We start from the raw sequence: 17,328 nt of genomic DNA, 5'->3' as shown, positions 1-17,328 counted from the left end.
CGGATAGCGGTCTCCGCTATCCGTTTTATTTATATCCACCAAAACAGTTTCGTATTATACAAACGTGCCTGTGCCTGCTATGCTTGAGCCCAGAAAGCCAACGCGTCAACATCAAGGAGGAAAACACCATGATCCAGACCGTACTTGCCCAGGCAGTGGCCGCGGCCAGGCCTGCGGCGGAACTGGGACAGACTGCATCGTACATTCCGGAGCTGAGCAAGGTGGACAAGCACCAGCTGGGTGCCTGCGTCTTTACCGCGGACGGCGGGCGGTTCTCCGCCGGCGACACCAAGGTACGCTTCAGCATCCAGAGTATCTCCAAGGTCATCAGCCTGGCCGCCGCCCTGGAGCTGTGTGGCTTTGAGACCGTATTTGCTCAAGTGGGCATGGAGCCCTCCGGGGACGCCTTCAACGCCATGGGCAAGCTGGAGGCGGCGGGCAGCTCCCCCAGCAATCCCATGATCAACGCCGGAGCCATCGCTGTGGACAGCTACCTGGAGCCCAAGATCTCCTTTGACAAAATGCTGGCCTTTACCCGAAAGCTGTGTATGGACCCGGAGATCGTTTTGGACGAAAAGGTCTACCACTCGGAGATGTCCAATATCTCCCGCAACCGGGCTATCGCCTACCTGCTGGAGAACAAAGGCGTGATCCGCAGCGATGTGGAGCGCACACTGGACTTTTACGTGCGCATGTGCTCTTTGAGCGTGACGGCGGAGAGTCTGGCAGGACTTGGCCTGCTGCTGGCCGGCGGCGGCATCTGCCCTGCCACCGGAGAGCGCCTGCTCTCCCCCGACACCGTCCGGGTAGTCAAGACCATCATGCTTACCTGTGGAATGTACGACGGCTCGGGCACCTTTGCCGTCCAGGTGGGCATCCCCTCCAAGAGCGGCGTTGGCGGCGGCATCCTGTCGGTGGTGGACCGGCGGATGGGCATCGGCATCTTCGGTCCTGCCCTGGACGGCAAGGGCAACAGCGTGGCCGGAGAGCGTGTGCTGCGCCATCTGTCCCAGCAGCTGCATCTGCACATCTTTGACACGGACAGCCAAACAGACTAAACAAACAGGAGGTACCTCGACATGTTAGAGACCATCGCAGCCGCATACAGCGGTTTCATCGGCAGCATCAGCAACTATCTCTATACCTACATTCTCATTGTCCTGCTGGTGGCTGGCGGCATCTACTTTACCGTGCGCACCAAGTTCGTCCAGTTCCGGTTCCTGCCCGAATCTATCCGCATCGTCATGCAGCCCAGCGAGGACCAGAACAGCATCTCCGCCTTCAAGACCCTGATGGTCTCCACCGCCTCCCGCGTGGGTACCGGCAACATCGCCGGCATCTCCACCGCCATCTGCCTGGGCGGCACCGGCGCGGTGTTCTGGATGTGGGTCACCGCCCTGCTGGGCAGCGCCACCGCCTTTGTGGAAGGTACTTTGGCTCAGATTTATAAGAAGCGTGCCAAGGACGGCAGCTGCTACGGCGGCCCCGCCTACTACATCGAGCAGGCTCTCAAGCAGCGCTGGCTGGGCGTTCTCTTCGCCGTGGTGATGATCCTCACCTACATGGTGGGCTTTAACCTGGTGGCCTCCTTCAACATTGCCGACTCTCTGAAGGCTTACAGCTTCTATGATCCCACCCTCACCCCCTGGATCGTGGGCATCGTGCTGGCCGTGGTGTTCCTGGTGTGCATCAGCGGCGGCGGCAAGCAGATCGCCAACATTACCGCTGTGCTGGTGCCTGTGATGGGCGTGCTGTACCTGGCCGTCACCCTCTTTGTGGTCTTTACCCACATCTCCCTCATCCCCGCCGTGTTTGCCAGCATCTTCCGCAACGCCTTTAACTTCCAGGCCATCTTCGGCGGCTTTGTGGGTTCCGCTCTGATGCAGGGCATCAAGCGCGGCCTGTTCTCCAACGAGGCCGGCATCGGCGCCGCCGCCTGCGCCGCCGGTTCCGCCGGCGTGTCCCACCCCGCCAAGCAGGGCCTGGTCCAGGTTCTGTCCGTGTTCATCGACACCATCGTGGTCTGCACCGCTACCGCTATGCTGCTGCTGTGCTCCGGCGTGGATCCCACCGCGGAGGCCGCCGGCATGCCCTTCGTGCAGCAGGCCATGGCCGGAACTCTGGGTCAGTTCGGCGTAATTTTCATCACCGTGGCCCTGTTCCTCTTCGCCTTCACCACCCTGCTGGGCAACTTCTACTATGCAGAGACCGGCCTGTCTTACCTCTTCAACCAGGCTCCCTCCCGCACCGCCGTGTACGTCCAGCGGGCCATCGCCACCGTGGTGGTGTGCCTGGGCGCCACCATGCAGCTCACCGTGGTTTGGGATACCGCCGACGTGCTCATGGGTCTGATGGCTCTCATCAATGTGCCTGTCATCGTCCTGCTCCTCAAGCCCGCCCTGCGCTGCCTCGACGACTACATTCAGCAAAAGAAGTCCGGCAAGAATCCGGAGTTCAAGGCCTCTTCCATCGGCCTGAAGGAAAAGGTGGATTTCTGGAATTAAATAGTTCCTCTTCCTTTCTAAAGGGGGCGCTCCTACGGGAGCGCTCCCGCTTTTTATGTTCATGCAGAACAGCAATGAAACTTCATTTACATTTTACACCGCTGTGCAGGACAGATTTACATTGCTTTGTTACACTGGTGCTCGTGTGAGAGAGAAACACAAATCTAAGTGGGAGGCTATTACCATGAGTACCATCCAAAATCGTTCTGCCACACAATCTCAGAAACTGATGATCTTTGTGCTGACCATGTCCCTGTACGGACTGGCCACGCTGTTTACCGAGCTGATCCCCAAGTTCCAGGTGGGACTGGTGGAGTTCTCGGTGGAGTACTTCCTGTTCATTCCCCTGACCCTGGCGATGCTCTTTGATCCCCTGTCCGCCGCTCTGGGCGCTGCCACCGGTGAGCTGGTGTTCAGCGAGATCATGCTGGGCCAGTTCGGCGGTCTGGGTGAACTGGAGAAGTTCATTACCGTCACCATCGGCGTGTACATCGCCGGCCGTATGGTCAAGGATCCCTCCAATCGGGTCATGGTAGGCGTGGCCGCCATCACCGGCACCGCCGCCCAGCTGCTGATGGGCACCGTCGTGGACATCGCCAAAGTCCAGTTCGCCGTGGAGGACTTCGAGGCGGTGGAGGGTCTGCCCGAGAGCGTCTTTGCCACCGAGGGCTTTGCCTTCTGCAATGACCTTCTCTTCTCCGGCATTCTGTTCTGCCTGCTGCCCACCCTGTACCTGGTGCCCAAGCTGTACGGCAAGATCGAGCCCCTGGTAGGCATGCAGCCCCGCACCCCGGACAGCGCCGTCTCCGGCATCAGTCCCAAGGCCATTGTGGTATGCGTGATCGGCTTTGTGTGTGCGGTCGTGGCTGAGCTGGCCGCCACCGCCGGCATGTCCCTCATCGACTGGGAGGCCGAGTGGGCCGAGAGCGGCACCGCCCTGGCTGCCGGTATGCTGGTAGCCGCCGTTCTGGCTGTGGCAGTCCTGCTGGTGATGAAGAAGAACGGCAAGGCCGGTGCGGTGGGATAAGATGAACGCAGTCGAGATCCAAGACCTCACCTATACCTACCCCGGCGCCGCCCAGCCCACCCTGAAGCACATTTCCCTAACCATTCCACAAGGGGACTTCCTTGCAGTCGTTGGCAACAACGGCTGCGGGAAGTCCACCTTGTGTAAAGTCCTGAATGGATTGATTCCTCATTTTATTACAGGAAGCTATCATGGAAGTACCAAAATCCACGGTCTGGACACGCTGCAGACCGACGTTGGCGCTCTGGCCCGGAAGGTGGGCTATGTCTATCAGGACTTTGAAAATCAGATCGTGCGGCCTACCGTGCTGGACGATGCGTCCTACTCCTGCCTCAACTACGCCTTCCCCGACTACCTGGAGCGGGGAAGGCAGGCCCTGTCCCAGTGCGGGCTGGAGGGCCGGGAGGAGGAGTATGTCTGGCAGCTGTCCGGCGGCCAGACCCACCTGCGGCTCTGGCCGGCGCGGTATCTCTGGGGCCGGACATTCTTATTCTGGACGAGCCCATCGCCCAGCTGGACCCCATGCACGCCGACCGGATCTATGAGGTACTGCGGCACCTCAACCAGCAGGGCAAGACCATCATCGTCATCGAGCACCACACCGAGTACATTGCCGATTACTGCAAAAATGTGCTTCTCATGAAGGACGGAGAGGTGCAATGGATACTGCCCACCGGAGAGGCTTTGCAGCGGGTGGAGGAGCTGGAGGCCTGCAACATCTTCCCGCCCCAGGTCACCCAGGCGGCCTACCGCCTGAAAAGCGAGGGAAGCCTCGCCGCGCTGGACCGCCTGCCCACCACGGTGGAGGAGGGCAAACAGGCCTTTGCCTCTCTGTCCTTCCATCCCGCTCCTCCCCGCTCCAAGCCGGAACCGGGAGAGGAACCGGCTGTCACCTTCTCCAACGTAGAGCTCTCCTACCGCTCGGTCAAAGGAGAGCCCCGCACCGTCTTTCAGGATCTGAACTTGGAGCTGCATCGGGGAGAAAAGGTAGCCCTCATCGGCTCCAATGGGGCGGGCAAATCCACCCTGATGAAGCTGATGGTGGGCCTGCTGCGGCCCAAGGCTGGCACCGTCTCTCTGTTTGGCTCTCCCATCGGGGATAAGCCCGCTGAGGAGCTGTCCCGGCAGGTCTCTCTGGTCTATCAGAACCCGGAGGAGATGTTTATTCAGGACTCCATCCAGGCCGACATCGCCTACGCCATGCGGGTCCGGGGAGAGAAAGACTGGCAGGAGCGCACCCGGCAGCTGCTGGAGCGCTTCCGGCTTACCGAGCTGGCCCAGCGGGACGGGCGGCTCATGTCGGGCGGGCAGATGCGCCGGGCCAGTCTGGCCATCGGCATCGCCCTCAACCCCGGCATCCTGCTGCTGGATGAGCCCACCGCCAACCTGGACATTGCCACCCGGCGGGAGATCCTGTCTGTGCTCACCGACATGAAGGACGTGATCCAAACCGCCGTCATCGCCACCCACGACATGCAGCTGGTATGTCAGTGGGCTGACCGGGTGGTGGTTCTGTGCCAGGGCAAGGTGGTGGCCGACGGACCGGTGGACAAGATCTTTTCCCGCCAGGATGTGGCCCAGCAGGTGGGCATCCGCCCACCGGAGATCTTCACCATGGCCCGCAGTCTCAATCCCAACGCGCTGTGCTACACCATTGACGAGTTTGCCGCATGTTTTCAGGAGGTGTCATAAATGGAAAAAATGATGGCGAAGCTGTCCGACAACCTGCTGGACAAATTCTCTATGGACTTTCTCCGCAGTCAGGTGCTGAAAAACGCCTACGGCAACGATGACACCGTCATTGCCGCCCTGGACCCCCGCATTCTGCTGGTGTGGTATCTGTTCTTCGGCCTGGTACCCTGGTTTTTAAATGACATTCCCCTGCTGCTGGGCTGCTTCACTCTGGTGATGGCCACCACGGTACTGGCCCGGGTGGCCGGACTGGTGCTGTTCCTTTTCGCACTGGGTGTGTTCTCCCAGACAGGCTATCTGTTTCTGATCACCCTGTTCTTTGGCGGTGACGCCTCCGCCATTGCCCCGCTGCTGGTGCTCACCCTGAAGGTGGCCACCATCTCTCTGGCCTCGGTGACGGTGTTCTCCGGCCTGGACCCCGACCGGCTGTCCAACGGCCTTTTGTGGTATGGCTGCCCCGAGCGGCTGAGCTTTTCCATCTCCTACTCCTACCGGATGCTGCCCATGCTGATGGAGGAATTTCAGAACGTGCTGCTGTCCTACCGCCTGCGGGGCAATCCTCCTGCCCATGACACCCTGATGGGCAAGGTGCGCTACCTCATCTATCAGGTCAAGGTCATCATGCACGCCTTCTACCCCCTGATGCTCAACACCGCCAAGCGCTCCCGCACCACCGTGGAGGCACTGGAGCTGCGGGGCTACCGCTACGCCGCCAGCAGCAAAGCGGTAAAAAAGATCAAGCTGGCCTCCCTGAAGGTCACCTACAACGACCTGCTGTTTCTGGCCGTCTCCTTTTTGTGGATGACGGCAGCCTTGCTGGCCTCCACCCTGCTGTCATAAGAAAGAAGGTTATTCTCTTGCGTCTTGATTTTCACACTCACGGAAAGCTGGCCAAAAAGCTGCCCTTTTCCACCGTATACACCGACTGGCTCTTCGACGAGGCCCGGCGTGCCGGGCTGGACGCTCTCTGCCTCACCGAGCACTTCAACACCCTCCAGTTTTCCGACCTGTACGGTTATCTCGCCTCCAAGAGCCGCCGGGTGGGCGACACTCTGGAGCTCCCCAACGGCCTGCGCATCTTCCCCGGCATGGAGACCGATGTGGCCGAGGGCGGACACATCCTGTCGGTAGGTCCTCTGGAGGCCATTCTGGAGCTCAACCGCCAGTTGGAGCCCTACAAGGGAAAGGGAAAATTCCTGCCCTTTGAAAAGCTCATGGACCTGTTTGAACAGTATCCCGTTCTGGTGGGCTGCGGCCACCCCTACCGCGCCCCCGGCCATGTGCCGGAGCTGCCTCTGGACCAGCTGAAGCGGCTGAACTTTCTGGACCTCAACGGCAAGGACATGGCGCTGGACCGGGAGCGCACCCAGCGTCTGACCTATGACCTGGGACAGACGCTAGACATCCCGGTGGTATCAGGCAGTGACACCCACCAGGCCGTGCAGTACGGCTGCATTGCCACCTGCTTTGAAGGAACCTTTGATACGGTGGAGGAGATGCACCAGGAGATGCTGGCAGGCCGGTATGAGATCCAGCTGGTCGACAGCGCAGCCTTTCAGGTGCGCACTGCCTGCCTGCTCAAACGCTCTCTCAAGGAAATTTACGCCCTGGGCGGCGACTATGTGGCAGTACTGACCAAAGCAGTCTCTGCCTGAAAAAACGTGGAGGAACCACCATGCAGTTTTCTGTGGATGTCGGGGATCTGACCCGATCCGAGCAAAAGATCCTGGAATTTATCAACACCAACCGGGATACCTTCCTGTATTTATCCATCGGCCAGCTGGCCCAGGCTTTGGACATGTCTGACGCCACCGTGTCCCGGTTTGCCCGCCATGTAGGCTGCCGGGACTATAAGTCGTTAAAGGCCCTGGTGATGGAGCAGTCCGCAGGCCCAGCAGCCAAAATGGCGGGCACTCTGGGCCGGGAGGGCGGCTTCTCTCCTGCTGCCTGGCTGGAGCACCAGCAGCTTTGTCTGAGCAAAACTGCCCAGCAGCTGGATGAGGCGGAGTTCCAGCGGGGCGTAGAGGCTGTGTCCGGAGCCCGCCGAATCTTCATCCACGGAAAAAATGCCTCTGCCTCCCTGGCTCAGATGCTCCACTTCCGCCTGCGTCGGCTGGGGCTGAATGTGTCTTTGCTGCCCTCGGGAGGCTCCGAGCTGCTGGAAGGGCTGGCCCAAGCGGGAGAGGAAGACACGGTGATCCTGTTCAGCTTCTCCAAGCTGTCCAAAGAGGGGCGGGTGCTGTTGGAGCAAAGCCGCCGCGCCGGCTACCGCACTCTGGCCTTTGTGAGCCGGACCTGCATGCCGCTGGAGGAGCGGGCCGACATCTCCCTGTTTGCCTACCGCGGTGAAACCAAGGAATATCACTCCATGGCAGCCCCCGCCGCCCTGGCTGATGCGCTGGTGGTGGCGGTGACCGAGCGGCTGGGCTCACAGGGTGTCCAGGCGCTGGAGCGTCTGCATCAGATGAAAAAGGACTACGGAGGGCAGCTGTAAAAGGCTTCCCCTTTAAAAAAGGAAAAAGCTGCGAGCCAAATGAAACAAGGCTTGCAGCTTTTTTCTGCATATATTATGATGTTGGCATAGAAAATCCAGATTTATTTCTTCCGTATATTTCGGCGAAAGGAGACCGGTATGGACTCGATCACCCAGTATTTTCAGCTGGCCGCCCGGCGGCCTGAGCTCTTCGCCCCCTCTGATCAGATTCCTCTTTGCATGGACGAGGAGACACTGCGAAACTATTCTGCCTCTACTGGAAAACCGGTAGGGGTCGTCTACGACAACTCGCCCTACTACTTTGTTCTGGCTGATCTGTGCATACGGGAAAATGGGGAGCTATATACCTACGCCCGGGTGGTCTACCCCCACAAGAGTAATGGTGTGGTCGTGATTCCCTGCCGGAATGGCCGTTTTGGTCTTCTGTCCATTTTCCGTCATCCCCCCCGTATGGAGAGCGGCGGAGAATTTCCCCGAGGCTTTGGGGAGGATCTGACTCCAGCGGAAAACGGAGCCAAGGAGCTTTGGGAAGAGCTGGGTGTCCGCATTGCCCCAGAGGAATTGGAGTTTTTGGGGGAAATTCAGACCGATACCGGCATCAGTGCAGGCAAGGTACAGATATTTTGTGCCCAGGTAGGGGAAGTAGACATCCCCGCCGACAACGGAGAGGGCATCCACGGTCTGCGCTGGGTCACACCGGAGGAGATGGCTCAGCAGGTGGCCGACGGCACCATTACTGACGGAATTACTCTGGGCGCCTATTTACAGTATCTGTGCCGAAAAAAAGAAACGACTTGATTTTAGGCCTCCATACATCCCTCAGAACCGTATACAAAAATATTTTTGGAATCATATGGAATATGTGATACAATGGTACGAAAAGGGCAAGGAATCAATTTCCTTGCCCTAAAACAAAAGATGTGGAGGAGAACGGATATGAAACGGATGAACCGATGGCTTGGACTATTCCTGTCACTGATACTAATTCTGCCTGTGATCCCAAGTGCATTTGCAGCGGATACCCAATCCAAAGCATCTGCCGATGCCCTGTATACGCTGGGGCTTTTTGGCGGAACGGGAATTAACAGTGACGGCACCCCGATATATGAGCTGGATCGTGTTCCCACCCGTAACGAAGCAATTACTATGTTAGTCGCTCTGATTGGGAAGACAGAGCAGGCTAAAGCAGGGAATTGGGATATTCCGTTTACGGATGTCGAACCTTGGGCCAGACCCTATGTTGGCTATGCCTATGCCCACCAGTTGACCTCAGGTCTTTCAGCCACAACCTATGGCGGAAATCAGCCTATCACCGCTTCTCAATATCTGACCTTTGTTCTGAAGGCACTGGGGTATGAAAGCGGTAAAGACTTTCAGTGGAATCAGGCTTGGATCCTGACCGACCAATTAGGAATTACCGATGGAAAATATTCTGCACAGAGCACAACTTTTCTGCGTGGAGACGTGGCACTGGTATCCTGGGCGGCTCTGGATGCAAAGGAAAATGGCAAAAACAACACCTTAGCGCAAAAGATGATCAATGAGGGTATTTTTACCTCGTCACAGTACGAGGCAGCCAAAAAAGACTCCGGCCATCAGGGAGGAGGAGACACTCAACCGCCAGTGAAGACGGAAGGGACTTTTGTGGGCAGCCTGGAATCGGATAAATACCATTACCCCAGCTGTCGGTATGCAGAAAAGATTTTGAAAGAAAACGAAATCTGGTTTGATACTGCAGACGAGGCACAGCAAGCCGGCTACTCCCCCTGCGGAGTATGCCATCCCGGAACATAACCTGGTTAGCCCATACTTCTCACCTCTGGTCTCTCAGCCATGCTCGCAGCAAGACTGCTCCGTCCCACAGGGACAGACCAAACTGGCGAAAAATCTCCAGAATGTCCAGCAAATTGAACTTCCAGGAGATAAAGGAACCCACCACACCAAAAATCACGATACTAAGTGCGGTCAGGGCGTGGGGATTTACATGGCCCTGCGCCCCCAGATTCAGAAACAGATCCTCAGGCAATTCCAAAAGCCGGGAGACCAAAAGGAAGAGCAGGCCATAAAACAGCGCAATGATAATCTGGCGACACAGGCTGAGGGCGATATATCGCCCCCAGCCTCTTTTTCTGCCTTTTGCGGGAGCGTCCGCTTCCTTCTGATGCCAACCTGGGGCATGCCGGACCAACCGGGACGCTGTATCCCAACGCGGCAGGCGGCCTGCGGGCGGTGCAAGCGCCGGAGCGGTACTGTCCGGTTTAAGAAACTTATGGACGCCCTGCTGGCCATCCTTCCAGTACGACGGCAGCCGCTGAAGGAAATCCTGCCAAAACAGTTCTTCGTCCCGGAAGTTTCGGGTCAGTCCCTGAATACTCTCAGCAATGGTATAATTATAGCACAGATCCACAATGGCCTCGGCCATGCACAGTGAGGAAACATCCCACCCTTTGGCCTGAGCTGTACGAAGAACAGCGTACCAGTCACTGCGCTGGTTCAGTGCTCCCCGCTCCTGTACTATGGGCCAAAGCTGTCCAATTACTTGTGCACCTCGGCACAGCTGAGGCCAGAGAGGGAAAGCCTGGGGCGGCTGTGCCGCTTCACACCGTATCAGTACACGAGACAAGAATTCCGTCATAGGCGGATGGGGTTCCAGCTGCGGCGGATTTGCTGCCAGCGGCTCCCGGCTCAGGCGAAGGATGAGTTCCACATAGGTTTTGGCAAAATCCAGCCTCTCCCGCTTCAAGGTCTCCCCCTTCTCCCCCACTCCATCGGTATTGAGGTTGGCAGCTGCATGGTGTACCTCATCCAGAATCGATGGATCACTGTACTCCAGTGCATAATGAATGGCAGAAAGCATCCTTTTGTTATCTGAGCGGAACGGGAGCGCGGAAAAAAGGAATCGTCCCTTGGTGTCACTGAGGCATTGGTCTACCCCGTTTTGAATGTAGTGGGAGGCCGTGCGCAAAATACGCTGCGGGGCTCGGCTGGGCAGCGGATCATATGCCTTCAGTACACCGGCTTGAAACAATGGGGCATGTTCGCTGCGGCAGGAGGACAGTTCTCTGCGCAGGGCAGCGTCATCCACCGGCTTTCCATAACTCCCCGGAGCAAAACGAGAGTACTTCAGCACACCCATTTCAAACAAAGCCGCCAGATGGGGATAAAGTTTGGGGTCCCGCACGCCGCACAAAAAGCCCTCTGAGTCCGTGAGCTGATTGAAGGAGAGCACCACCCGGTTTCCCTTTAGCGCCACCTCCCGAAACATAGCCCACTGTGCCCGAAGGATCTCCTGGGGTGAGTTGCGCACGGAGTCCAGCTCAAACAGATACACCAGTTCATCCATATGGCCCGCCTCCCCAAAGAAGAAAGTGTTTGATGCTATCATACCATATCCCACCTGTTCTGCCAATGCAGGCCCAAACAGATCCGACCGCGTGAAGCGTAAAAAAGCCTTCGTTTCCCGTTGGGAAACGAAGGCTTTTCGTTAATCAAAGTCCTCTTCAAAGTAGAGCAGCCGCTCTCTGGGCGGGAAGGGGGAGTAAGGATAGTAGGGATAATAGGCGTGCTCCGGCTCCTCCCGGTCCTCTCTGGCTCTGGGCGGCCAAGGCTCTTCTCCCAGGGCATAGGGCAAAAAGTAGGGCATCTGCTTGTTCCACCAGAACCAGCTGTGATCCACATCAAAGCCCCAGTAGTCCATTCTGGCCCGAATACCTTTGCGCAGGAATACCTGCTCCAGACGGCGGGTAGCTGCCAGGGAGGCTTCCTCTCCCGCTCCCTGCCCGCAGCAGAACACCATACGCCGACGGTTGAACATATCAATATAGGGGTGGTCCAAAGCCATGCCGGACAGGCTGACACAAGGGTCGTTGGCATAGGCCACCTCATCCATATAGCCCTGGTACATCCCATAGGTGTCGTACACGCCTGACAGGGCGATCAGCCCGTCAAATAGGTCGGGGCGGCGCAAAAAGAAGTTGGCCGCGTGGTAGGCACCCATGGAGCAGCCCACCACCAGCAGATCCTGCCCGGTGGCGTTCAGCTCACCGATGCGGGGGACCAGTTCATCCACCACATAGTGGTACCAACCCTCGTGCATGCGCACCCGGTGGTAGGGGTCGCCCCACTGGTTGCACACCGTCTCCGCGTCGATGGTGTCGGCCACAAACAGCTGCAGGCGGTGCCGCTCCAGCTCCGACTTCAGCGCCTCCACCATCCCGGTCTCCTCCCACTGGAAGAAGCGGCCCTTTTCGCCGGGGATGACCAGCACAGGCTTACCGCCGGAACCATAGACCTTGAATTCCATATCCCGGCCCAGGCAGTCGCTGTATTCCTTATGGTACGCGGTGATCATAAACCCACCTCCCAAAGCAGAATGCTTGTGCAAGCGGATACATTCTTATTCCATATCATACCACATATGCGGACTGGGGACAAGAGGTCCCCCTCAGGGTGTACGCAGGGATGCAATAAACTGCCGTGCCACCCGGGGTGTGCGTCCAGCATGGCGGATCTCCCACTCCATGGCTTTGGCATGGAGCACCTCCTGGTCCATCTCCAGACCCTCCAGTCCGGCCAGATGATCCACCAGACTGAGGTATTCCTTCTTGTTCATGGTGAGGTAGGGGATGCGCAGGCCAAAGCGCTCGGCCAGGGCGGTCTTCTCCGCAATGGTCTCAAAGGCATCCACCTCGTCGGTGCCCCGGTCGGAGAAGTTCTGGCGCACCAGATGGCGGCGGTTGGAGGTGGCATAGATGGCTACGTTGGCCGGGCGCTTCTCCAGGCCGCCCTCCAGGATGGTCTTCATGGAGGAGTAGGTCTTATCGTCCTGATCAAAGGCCAGGTCGTCAATAAACAGGATGAACTTGTGCCGGCGGCCTCCCAGAGAGCGCATCAGCTGGGACATGCCCACCAGGTTCTCCTTCTGGATCTCAATGAGGCGCAGGTCCTCCATCCCCTCCCGGTAGAGCATGGACTTCACGGTAGCCGACTTGCCGGTTCCGCCGTCGCCGAAGAGCAGCACGTTGTTGGCCGGGCGGCCGGAGAGGAGCAGACGGGTGTTGTCCAGCACCTGCTGCCGCTGCTGCTCATAGCCCAGCAGCTCAATGGGGTGAGGGCAATCAGGATCGGGCACCGGAACCAGATGTCCCTCCTCCCACAGGAAAGCCCGATACCGGGCGTACAGGCCGCAGCCATTCTCCCGGTAGAAGTCGGTAAGGGACTCAAAATCAAAGGGGACCTGGGTCTCCCACTGGGGCAGGCCCTCCACCACGGAGGCATACTCCTGGGGCAGGGCGGCAGTCATGGCCTCCAGATAGGCCGTACAGGGGGTGCTGGCCAGGTCCATCAGGGCCTGCACATCCCGGCGGGCAGCCCCCTCCAGCACCGGGTCTTCTCCGCCCAGGTCTACCAGAGTCCCGTAGGGGTTGTCGGTGTAGCGCAGCTGATCCCACAGCCAATCACCCAGGCCGGAAAATCCCTCCTGACGCAGCTGATAGAACACTTCGGTGTATCGGTCCAGAGCCTCCTGTCCCGCTCCGCCCCGGCAGGCCTGCAAAAGCTGGCTCAGCGCGGTCATCAGAGGGGTTTTGAGGATGGGACGGTAAACGCTCACGCCGCCCAGAGCGGCGGCACGCAGGGCAAGCTCCATGGTTTCTCTCTCCTTATATATACAGGGTTTTTCCCAATTTTAATAATTTCCGCCGCCCTTGTCAACCAATACAGGGTGTGATACAATGGCGTGAACAGTTCGGGCCGGGAAGGTTTTCCGGCCCTTGACCATAGGAGGACACATGATATCCATCGCTGGAATCAACATTGAAACACCCCTGGCTCTGGCCCCCATGGCCGGAGTCACCGACGTGGCCTTCCGCACCATCTGCCGGGAGCAGGGCGCAGGCCTGACCTGCACCGAGATGGTCAGCGCCAAGGCCCTGTGCTATCAGGATAAAAAGACGGTTCCCTTGCTCCAGTTGGGAGAGGGGGAGCACCCCGCCGCCGCTCAGATCTTCGGCAGCGACCCGGTGTGCATGCAAGAGGGCGCGGCCATTGCCCACGAGGTATCCGGGGCCGACCTTATCGACATCAATATGGGCTGTCCGGTGCCCAAGGTGGCAAACTCTGGAGACGGCTCGGGCCTGATGCGGGACCCGGACAAGGCAGTCAAGGTGCTGGAGACAGTGATCCGCGGCGCAGGCTGCCCGGTGACGGTAAAATTCCGCCTGGGCTGGGACAAGGGCTCCATCAACTGCGTGGAGTTTGCCAAGGCCATGGAGCAGGCGGGCGCCGCCGCCGTGGCTGTCCACGGCCGCACCCGCACCCAGATGTATTCCGGCACCGCCAACTGGGACTGGATCCGGGAGGTCAAAAAGGCAGTGAAGATCCCGGTTATTGCCAACGGCGATGTCTTTAAGGGCGAGGACGCGCCCCGGATCCTGAAATACACCGGAGCGGACATGGCGATGATCGGCCGGGGCGTGTTCGGAAATCCCTGGCTGTTTGCCCAGTGCAAGGCCGCCCTGGAGGGCCGGGAGATCCCGCCCATGCCCCCTCTGGAGGAGCGGTGCCGCACTGCAGTGCGGCAGTTTGAGCTGTCGGCGGCCAACAAGGGCGAGAAGATCGCCTGTCTGGAGGCCCGGCGGCACTATGCCTGGTATCTCAAGGGCGTGCCCCACGCAGGCTATTATAAAGAACAAATCGTGAAGATCACTACCCTGGAGGACGTATATAAGGTGACCAAGGGGATCTTGCGGGACCTGACGTAAGGGCCATATGTAACCAAAACAGAAGGGAAACGAAGTTTCCCACAAAGTTCTTTGCCAAGCTTTCTTTCAAGAAAGCGGGGGAAGGAGGTGGAGAAGATGACAGAAGCGGAGTTGATCGCCCGGGCCAAAGCAGGCGATCAAGGAGCCTTTGAACAGCTGGTGCTGGACAACCAAAACCGGGTGTATTCCCTGGCCCTGCGGATGCTGGGCGACCCGGAAGACGCCCAGGACGCAGCCCAGGAGGCCTTTCTCAATGCCTGGCGGGCTCTGCCCACCTTCAAGGGGGAGAGCAGCTTCTCCACCTGGGTATACCGTCTCACCAGCAACGCCTGCATCGACCATCTCCGCCGCCGCAAGCGCCGCCGAGACCTGGAAGTCGCCTCCCTCACCGGAGAGGACGGCGAGAGCGACTGGGAACCCGCCGACCACCAGGCTGATCCCGCTCTTCAGACGGAGCGCCGCATGGCGCAGGAAGCGGTGGAGGCAGGCCTGCAAGCTCTCCCCGACCACCAACGGGAGATTTTGGTCATGCGGGAGCTGTCCGGCCTGTCCTACCAGGAGATCGGAGCGGCGCTGGACCTGGACCTGGGCACGGTAAAATCCCGCATCGCCCGCGCCCGGCTGGCTTTGAAAAAAATTTTGACTGCGGAAGGGAACTTTTTTGCCTCCGACACGTCTACCCAAAAAGAAGGAACGAAACGGAGGTGATGGCTGTGATCTCGTGTGAACGCGCCTGGGAACTGCTCAGCCAGCAGTTAGACGAACCCCTCTCCCCTCAGGAGAAGCAGGAGCTGGAGAAACATCTGGCCGCCTGTCCATCCTGCCGCAAGGACAAGGAGGAGCTGGAACAGCTGGACCAGGCCCTGCGGAACCTGGGAGAGATCCAGGCCCCGGCAGACTTTACTCAGCGTGTGATGGCTCAGGTGCAGCAGCAGACCCAGAGCAAGCCCAAGGTGATTCCCCTGTGGTGCCGGCCTCAGGTCCGGGCTTTGGCGGGATTGGCAGCCTGCGCCCTCCTTTGCATTGGCATTTACCGCTCCCTGCCCCAGGATGGGAATTTGAGCGGCGGCATGGTCACCTCCGGTCAGGGCGAAGTATCCTCCCAGTCGTCTGGCACTGCTGACGGCTCCCAGAGCGATTCTGCCACCCAATACGGTGTGGACCCCGCCCAGGCTCCCGACGATGGGGACAGCGATCCCGCTTCCGTCCCCCAGCCCCGCACCGCGGATCCCCAGCCGGAGGTAGAATCAAGCGGCACGCAGGGCTCTCAGTCCTCCGGCCAGACAACCCCCGACTCATCGGTCAGCGGTTTTGAGGGCCAGAGCGGTGAACCCGACGCGCAGAACAAGGCCCAGATTTCCACCGCATCCACTCAGACGGTCCTGGTGCTCTACACCATGCCGGATGGCGTCTCCGATCTGCTGCCCGCTCTGAATGAGTGGTCTGTGGACAACGAGGGAAACGTCAGCTGCACCGTGACCAGCCAGGTGCTGGAGCAGCTGTGCCGGATTTTAGATGAGGAAAAGGCGGAATACACCGTCACCTCCACCCCCTGGAGCGAAACCTGTATCGTCCGTCTGGGCGAAAGCGGAAAATAATCCCAAAGGGACCCGGAATTTTTCGGGTCCCTTTTTTATATTCTTTGTTAATTTATACAATTCCTCGCTTTTTAGGCACTTTTCATAAAAAAAGGTATGGAATCTCCCGGCTCACCCGGGGTACAACGGGCAATCGCGCCAAAAAAACAGTTGCCAGAACCAGGGTATTACGTTATAATAACCAACAGGATTGTACCACATGCCAGAGTGCAAACTCTGCGCATATGTGTCACAGATGTTCGAAACAAGGAGTTGGATCAACCATGAGCTATTCTGTACAAAACATCCGTAACGTCTGCCTGTTGGGTCACAGTGGAAGCGGTAAGACCGCTCTGATCGAGAGCCTGCTGTATATGACCGGCGCCATCGACCGCATGGGCAAGTGTGCCGACGGAAATACCGTATGCGATTACGATCAGGAGGAGATCAAGCGTCAGATCTCCATCACCACCTCTGTGGCTCCTCTGGAGTACAAGGGATGTAAGATCAATGTGCTGGATACTCCGGGCGGATTTGACTTCTCCGGCGAAGTGATGCAGGCCCTCACCGTGGCCGACGCCGTCATCATCGTCTGCTCCGCCAAGGACGGCATCTCCGTGGGCCTGGAGAAGGCCTGGAAATACTGCGAAGAGCGGGATATGCCCCGTTTTATCTATATCTCCAAGACCGACGAGGAAAACTCCGACTACAACGCCACCTTCGATGCCCTGCGTGAGCGCTTCGGCAACAAGATCGCTCCCGTGGTCGTACCCATCTGGGACGAGAACAAGAAGGTCACCGGCATCATCGACGTGCTTAACAAGCGCGCCTATGAGATGCAGAACGGCAAGCGCGTTGAGATCGACATCCCCGAAGGCAAGGAAGACGTCATCACCGAGTTCAACGACGCTCTGAAGGAGTCCGTGGCCGAGACCAGCGAGGAGTTCATGGATAAGTTCTTCTCCGGCGAGGACTTCACCTATGTCGAGATGATCCAGGGCCTGCGCCAGGGCGTGCGCGAGCTGTCCCTGTTCCCCGTGCTGTGCGGCTCCGCTGTGAACACCATGGGCTCTCTGATGCTGATGGACAACATCGTGGAACTCATGCCCAACCCCGCCGAGGGCAACATGCGTAAGGGCGTTGCTCCCGACGGCACCAAGGAGGAGTTCGCAGTCGCTCCCGGCGGCGTGCCCTGTGCCTTCGTGTTCAAGACCGTCTCCGACCAGTACGGCAAGTACTCCTTCATCAAGGTTCTCTCCGGCAACATCACCTC

Annotated in this window: 17 protein-coding genes; 14 read left to right on the top strand and 3 right to left on the bottom strand. The window is 58.8% G+C overall.

What is annotated here, in order from left to right; translation table 11 throughout:
- The first annotated feature begins 128 nt into the window (after positions 1-128).
- The 10 genes from glsA (at position 129) to ACLTXB_RS13570 (ending at position 9,511) form a co-directional block, all read left to right on the top strand.
- Positions 129-1,058 (top strand): glutaminase A, encoded by a 930-nt coding sequence (gene glsA / locus ACLTXB_RS13615; protein ID WP_110441473.1) that lies wholly within the window; start codon positions 129-131, stop codon positions 1,056-1,058.
- Positions 1,059-1,079: 21 nt separating this feature from the next.
- Positions 1,080-2,504 (top strand): alanine/glycine:cation symporter family protein, encoded by a 1,425-nt coding sequence (locus tag ACLTXB_RS13610; RefSeq protein ID WP_008982151.1) that lies wholly within the window; start codon positions 1,080-1,082, stop codon positions 2,502-2,504.
- A gap of 184 nt (positions 2,505-2,688) precedes the next feature.
- The gene (locus ACLTXB_RS13605; protein WP_428227381.1) at positions 2,689-3,531 is read left to right on the top strand and encodes a cell division protein FtsQ; all 843 of its coding nucleotides are present in this window, start codon (positions 2,689-2,691) and stop codon (positions 3,529-3,531) included.
- A 1-nt stretch (position 3,532) separates the two neighbouring features.
- Complete coding sequence (locus ACLTXB_RS13600; protein ID WP_428227380.1) at positions 3,533-4,174, top strand: energy-coupling factor ABC transporter ATP-binding protein; 642 nt, start codon at positions 3,533-3,535, stop codon at positions 4,172-4,174.
- Positions 4,171-5,223, top strand: a complete 1,053-nt coding sequence (locus tag ACLTXB_RS13595) for an energy-coupling factor ABC transporter ATP-binding protein (protein WP_428227389.1) — start codon at positions 4,171-4,173, stop codon at positions 5,221-5,223. Before ACLTXB_RS13600 ends, ACLTXB_RS13595 begins: the two co-directional genes overlap by 4 nt.
- Positions 5,224-6,063, top strand: coding sequence for an energy-coupling factor transporter transmembrane component T family protein (locus ACLTXB_RS13590; protein WP_428227379.1), 840 nt, complete (start codon positions 5,224-5,226; stop codon positions 6,061-6,063).
- A 17-nt stretch (positions 6,064-6,080) separates the two neighbouring features.
- Entirely contained in the window at positions 6,081-6,878 is a 798-nt protein-coding gene (locus tag ACLTXB_RS13585; protein ID WP_428227378.1) for a hypothetical protein, read from the top strand.
- A gap of 20 nt (positions 6,879-6,898) precedes the next feature.
- Positions 6,899-7,717 (top strand): MurR/RpiR family transcriptional regulator, encoded by an 819-nt coding sequence (locus ACLTXB_RS13580; protein ID WP_428227377.1) that lies wholly within the window; start codon positions 6,899-6,901, stop codon positions 7,715-7,717.
- Between the two features lie 138 nt (positions 7,718-7,855).
- Positions 7,856-8,515 carry an NUDIX hydrolase gene (locus ACLTXB_RS13575; protein WP_428227376.1) on the top strand — a complete coding sequence of 220 codons (660 nt, stop codon included), beginning with the start codon at positions 7,856-7,858 and terminating at the stop codon, positions 8,513-8,515.
- 138 nt (positions 8,516-8,653) lie between these two features.
- Positions 8,654-9,511 carry an Ada metal-binding domain-containing protein gene (locus ACLTXB_RS13570; protein WP_428227375.1) on the top strand — a complete coding sequence of 286 codons (858 nt, stop codon included), beginning with the start codon at positions 8,654-8,656 and terminating at the stop codon, positions 9,509-9,511.
- 19 nt (positions 9,512-9,530) lie between these two features.
- On the opposite strand, the gene ACLTXB_RS13565 is transcribed toward ACLTXB_RS13570, so the two are convergent.
- From ACLTXB_RS13565 to ACLTXB_RS13555, 3 genes are all read right to left on the bottom strand, one after another.
- Positions 9,531-11,060, bottom strand: a complete 1,530-nt coding sequence (locus ACLTXB_RS13565; protein WP_428227374.1) for a hypothetical protein — start codon at positions 11,058-11,060, stop codon at positions 9,531-9,533.
- A gap of 141 nt (positions 11,061-11,201) precedes the next feature.
- Positions 11,202-12,068: an esterase family protein gene (locus ACLTXB_RS13560; RefSeq protein WP_110441486.1), complete on the bottom strand. Its 867-nt coding sequence runs from the start codon at positions 12,066-12,068 to the stop codon at positions 11,202-11,204.
- Between the two features lie 93 nt (positions 12,069-12,161).
- Positions 12,162-13,364, bottom strand: a complete 1,203-nt coding sequence (locus ACLTXB_RS13555) for an ATP-binding protein (RefSeq protein ID WP_428227373.1) — start codon at positions 13,362-13,364, stop codon at positions 12,162-12,164.
- A gap of 142 nt (positions 13,365-13,506) precedes the next feature.
- Here ACLTXB_RS13555 and dusB point away from each other — a divergent pair, with 142 nt between their 5' ends.
- The 4 genes from dusB to ACLTXB_RS13535 form a co-directional block, all read left to right on the top strand.
- Positions 13,507-14,478 carry a tRNA dihydrouridine synthase DusB gene (gene dusB / locus ACLTXB_RS13550; RefSeq protein WP_428227372.1) on the top strand — a complete coding sequence of 324 codons (972 nt, stop codon included), beginning with the start codon at positions 13,507-13,509 and terminating at the stop codon, positions 14,476-14,478.
- Between the two features lie 96 nt (positions 14,479-14,574).
- Positions 14,575-15,186 (top strand): sigma-70 family RNA polymerase sigma factor, encoded by a 612-nt coding sequence (locus ACLTXB_RS13545; RefSeq protein WP_110441489.1) that lies wholly within the window; start codon positions 14,575-14,577, stop codon positions 15,184-15,186.
- 5 nt (positions 15,187-15,191) lie between these two features.
- On the top strand, positions 15,192-16,076 hold the full coding sequence (locus ACLTXB_RS13540; protein WP_428227371.1) for an anti-sigma factor family protein: 885 nt from the start codon (positions 15,192-15,194) through the stop codon (positions 16,074-16,076).
- A gap of 263 nt (positions 16,077-16,339) precedes the next feature.
- Positions 16,340-17,328, top strand: a 989-nt coding sequence (locus ACLTXB_RS13535) for a GTP-binding protein (protein ID WP_428227370.1), incomplete at its 3' end; no start/stop codon positions are given.

The sequence above is a fragment of the Flintibacter sp. genome, assembly GCF_046973065.1.
The sequence above is the reverse complement of the archived record's forward strand: the minus strand, read 5'-3'. Positions and strand labels throughout refer to the sequence as shown.

Bases quoted from the DNA above. Each gene is read 5' to 3' on its own strand.
- dusB (WP_428227372.1), top strand. From the start codon at position 13,507: ATGATATCCATCGCTGGAATCAACATTGAAACACCCCTGGCTCTGGCC.
- ACLTXB_RS13570 (WP_428227375.1), top strand. From the start codon at position 8,654: ATGAAACGGATGAACCGATGGCTTGGACTATTCCTGTCACTGATACTA.
- ACLTXB_RS13545 (WP_110441489.1), top strand. From the start codon at position 14,575: ATGACAGAAGCGGAGTTGATCGCCCGGGCCAAAGCAGGCGATCAAGGA.
- ACLTXB_RS13595 (WP_428227389.1), top strand. From the start codon at position 4,171: ATGAAGGACGGAGAGGTGCAATGGATACTGCCCACCGGAGAGGCTTTG.
- ACLTXB_RS13555 (WP_428227373.1), bottom strand. From the start codon at position 13,364: ATGGAGCTTGCCCTGCGTGCCGCCGCTCTGGGCGGCGTGAGCGTTTAC.
- ACLTXB_RS13560 (WP_110441486.1), bottom strand. From the start codon at position 12,068: ATGATCACCGCGTACCATAAGGAATACAGCGACTGCCTGGGCCGGGAT.
- ACLTXB_RS13565 (WP_428227374.1), bottom strand. From the start codon at position 11,060: ATGGATGAACTGGTGTATCTGTTTGAGCTGGACTCCGTGCGCAACTCA.
- ACLTXB_RS13580 (WP_428227377.1), top strand. From the start codon at position 6,899: ATGCAGTTTTCTGTGGATGTCGGGGATCTGACCCGATCCGAGCAAAAG.
- ACLTXB_RS13600 (WP_428227380.1), top strand. From the start codon at position 3,533: ATGAACGCAGTCGAGATCCAAGACCTCACCTATACCTACCCCGGCGCC.
- ACLTXB_RS13590 (WP_428227379.1), top strand. From the start codon at position 5,224: ATGGAAAAAATGATGGCGAAGCTGTCCGACAACCTGCTGGACAAATTC.
- ACLTXB_RS13610 (WP_008982151.1), top strand. From the start codon at position 1,080: ATGTTAGAGACCATCGCAGCCGCATACAGCGGTTTCATCGGCAGCATC.
- ACLTXB_RS13575 (WP_428227376.1), top strand. From the start codon at position 7,856: ATGGACTCGATCACCCAGTATTTTCAGCTGGCCGCCCGGCGGCCTGAG.
- glsA (WP_110441473.1), top strand. From the start codon at position 129: ATGATCCAGACCGTACTTGCCCAGGCAGTGGCCGCGGCCAGGCCTGCG.
- ACLTXB_RS13605 (WP_428227381.1), top strand. From the start codon at position 2,689: ATGAGTACCATCCAAAATCGTTCTGCCACACAATCTCAGAAACTGATG.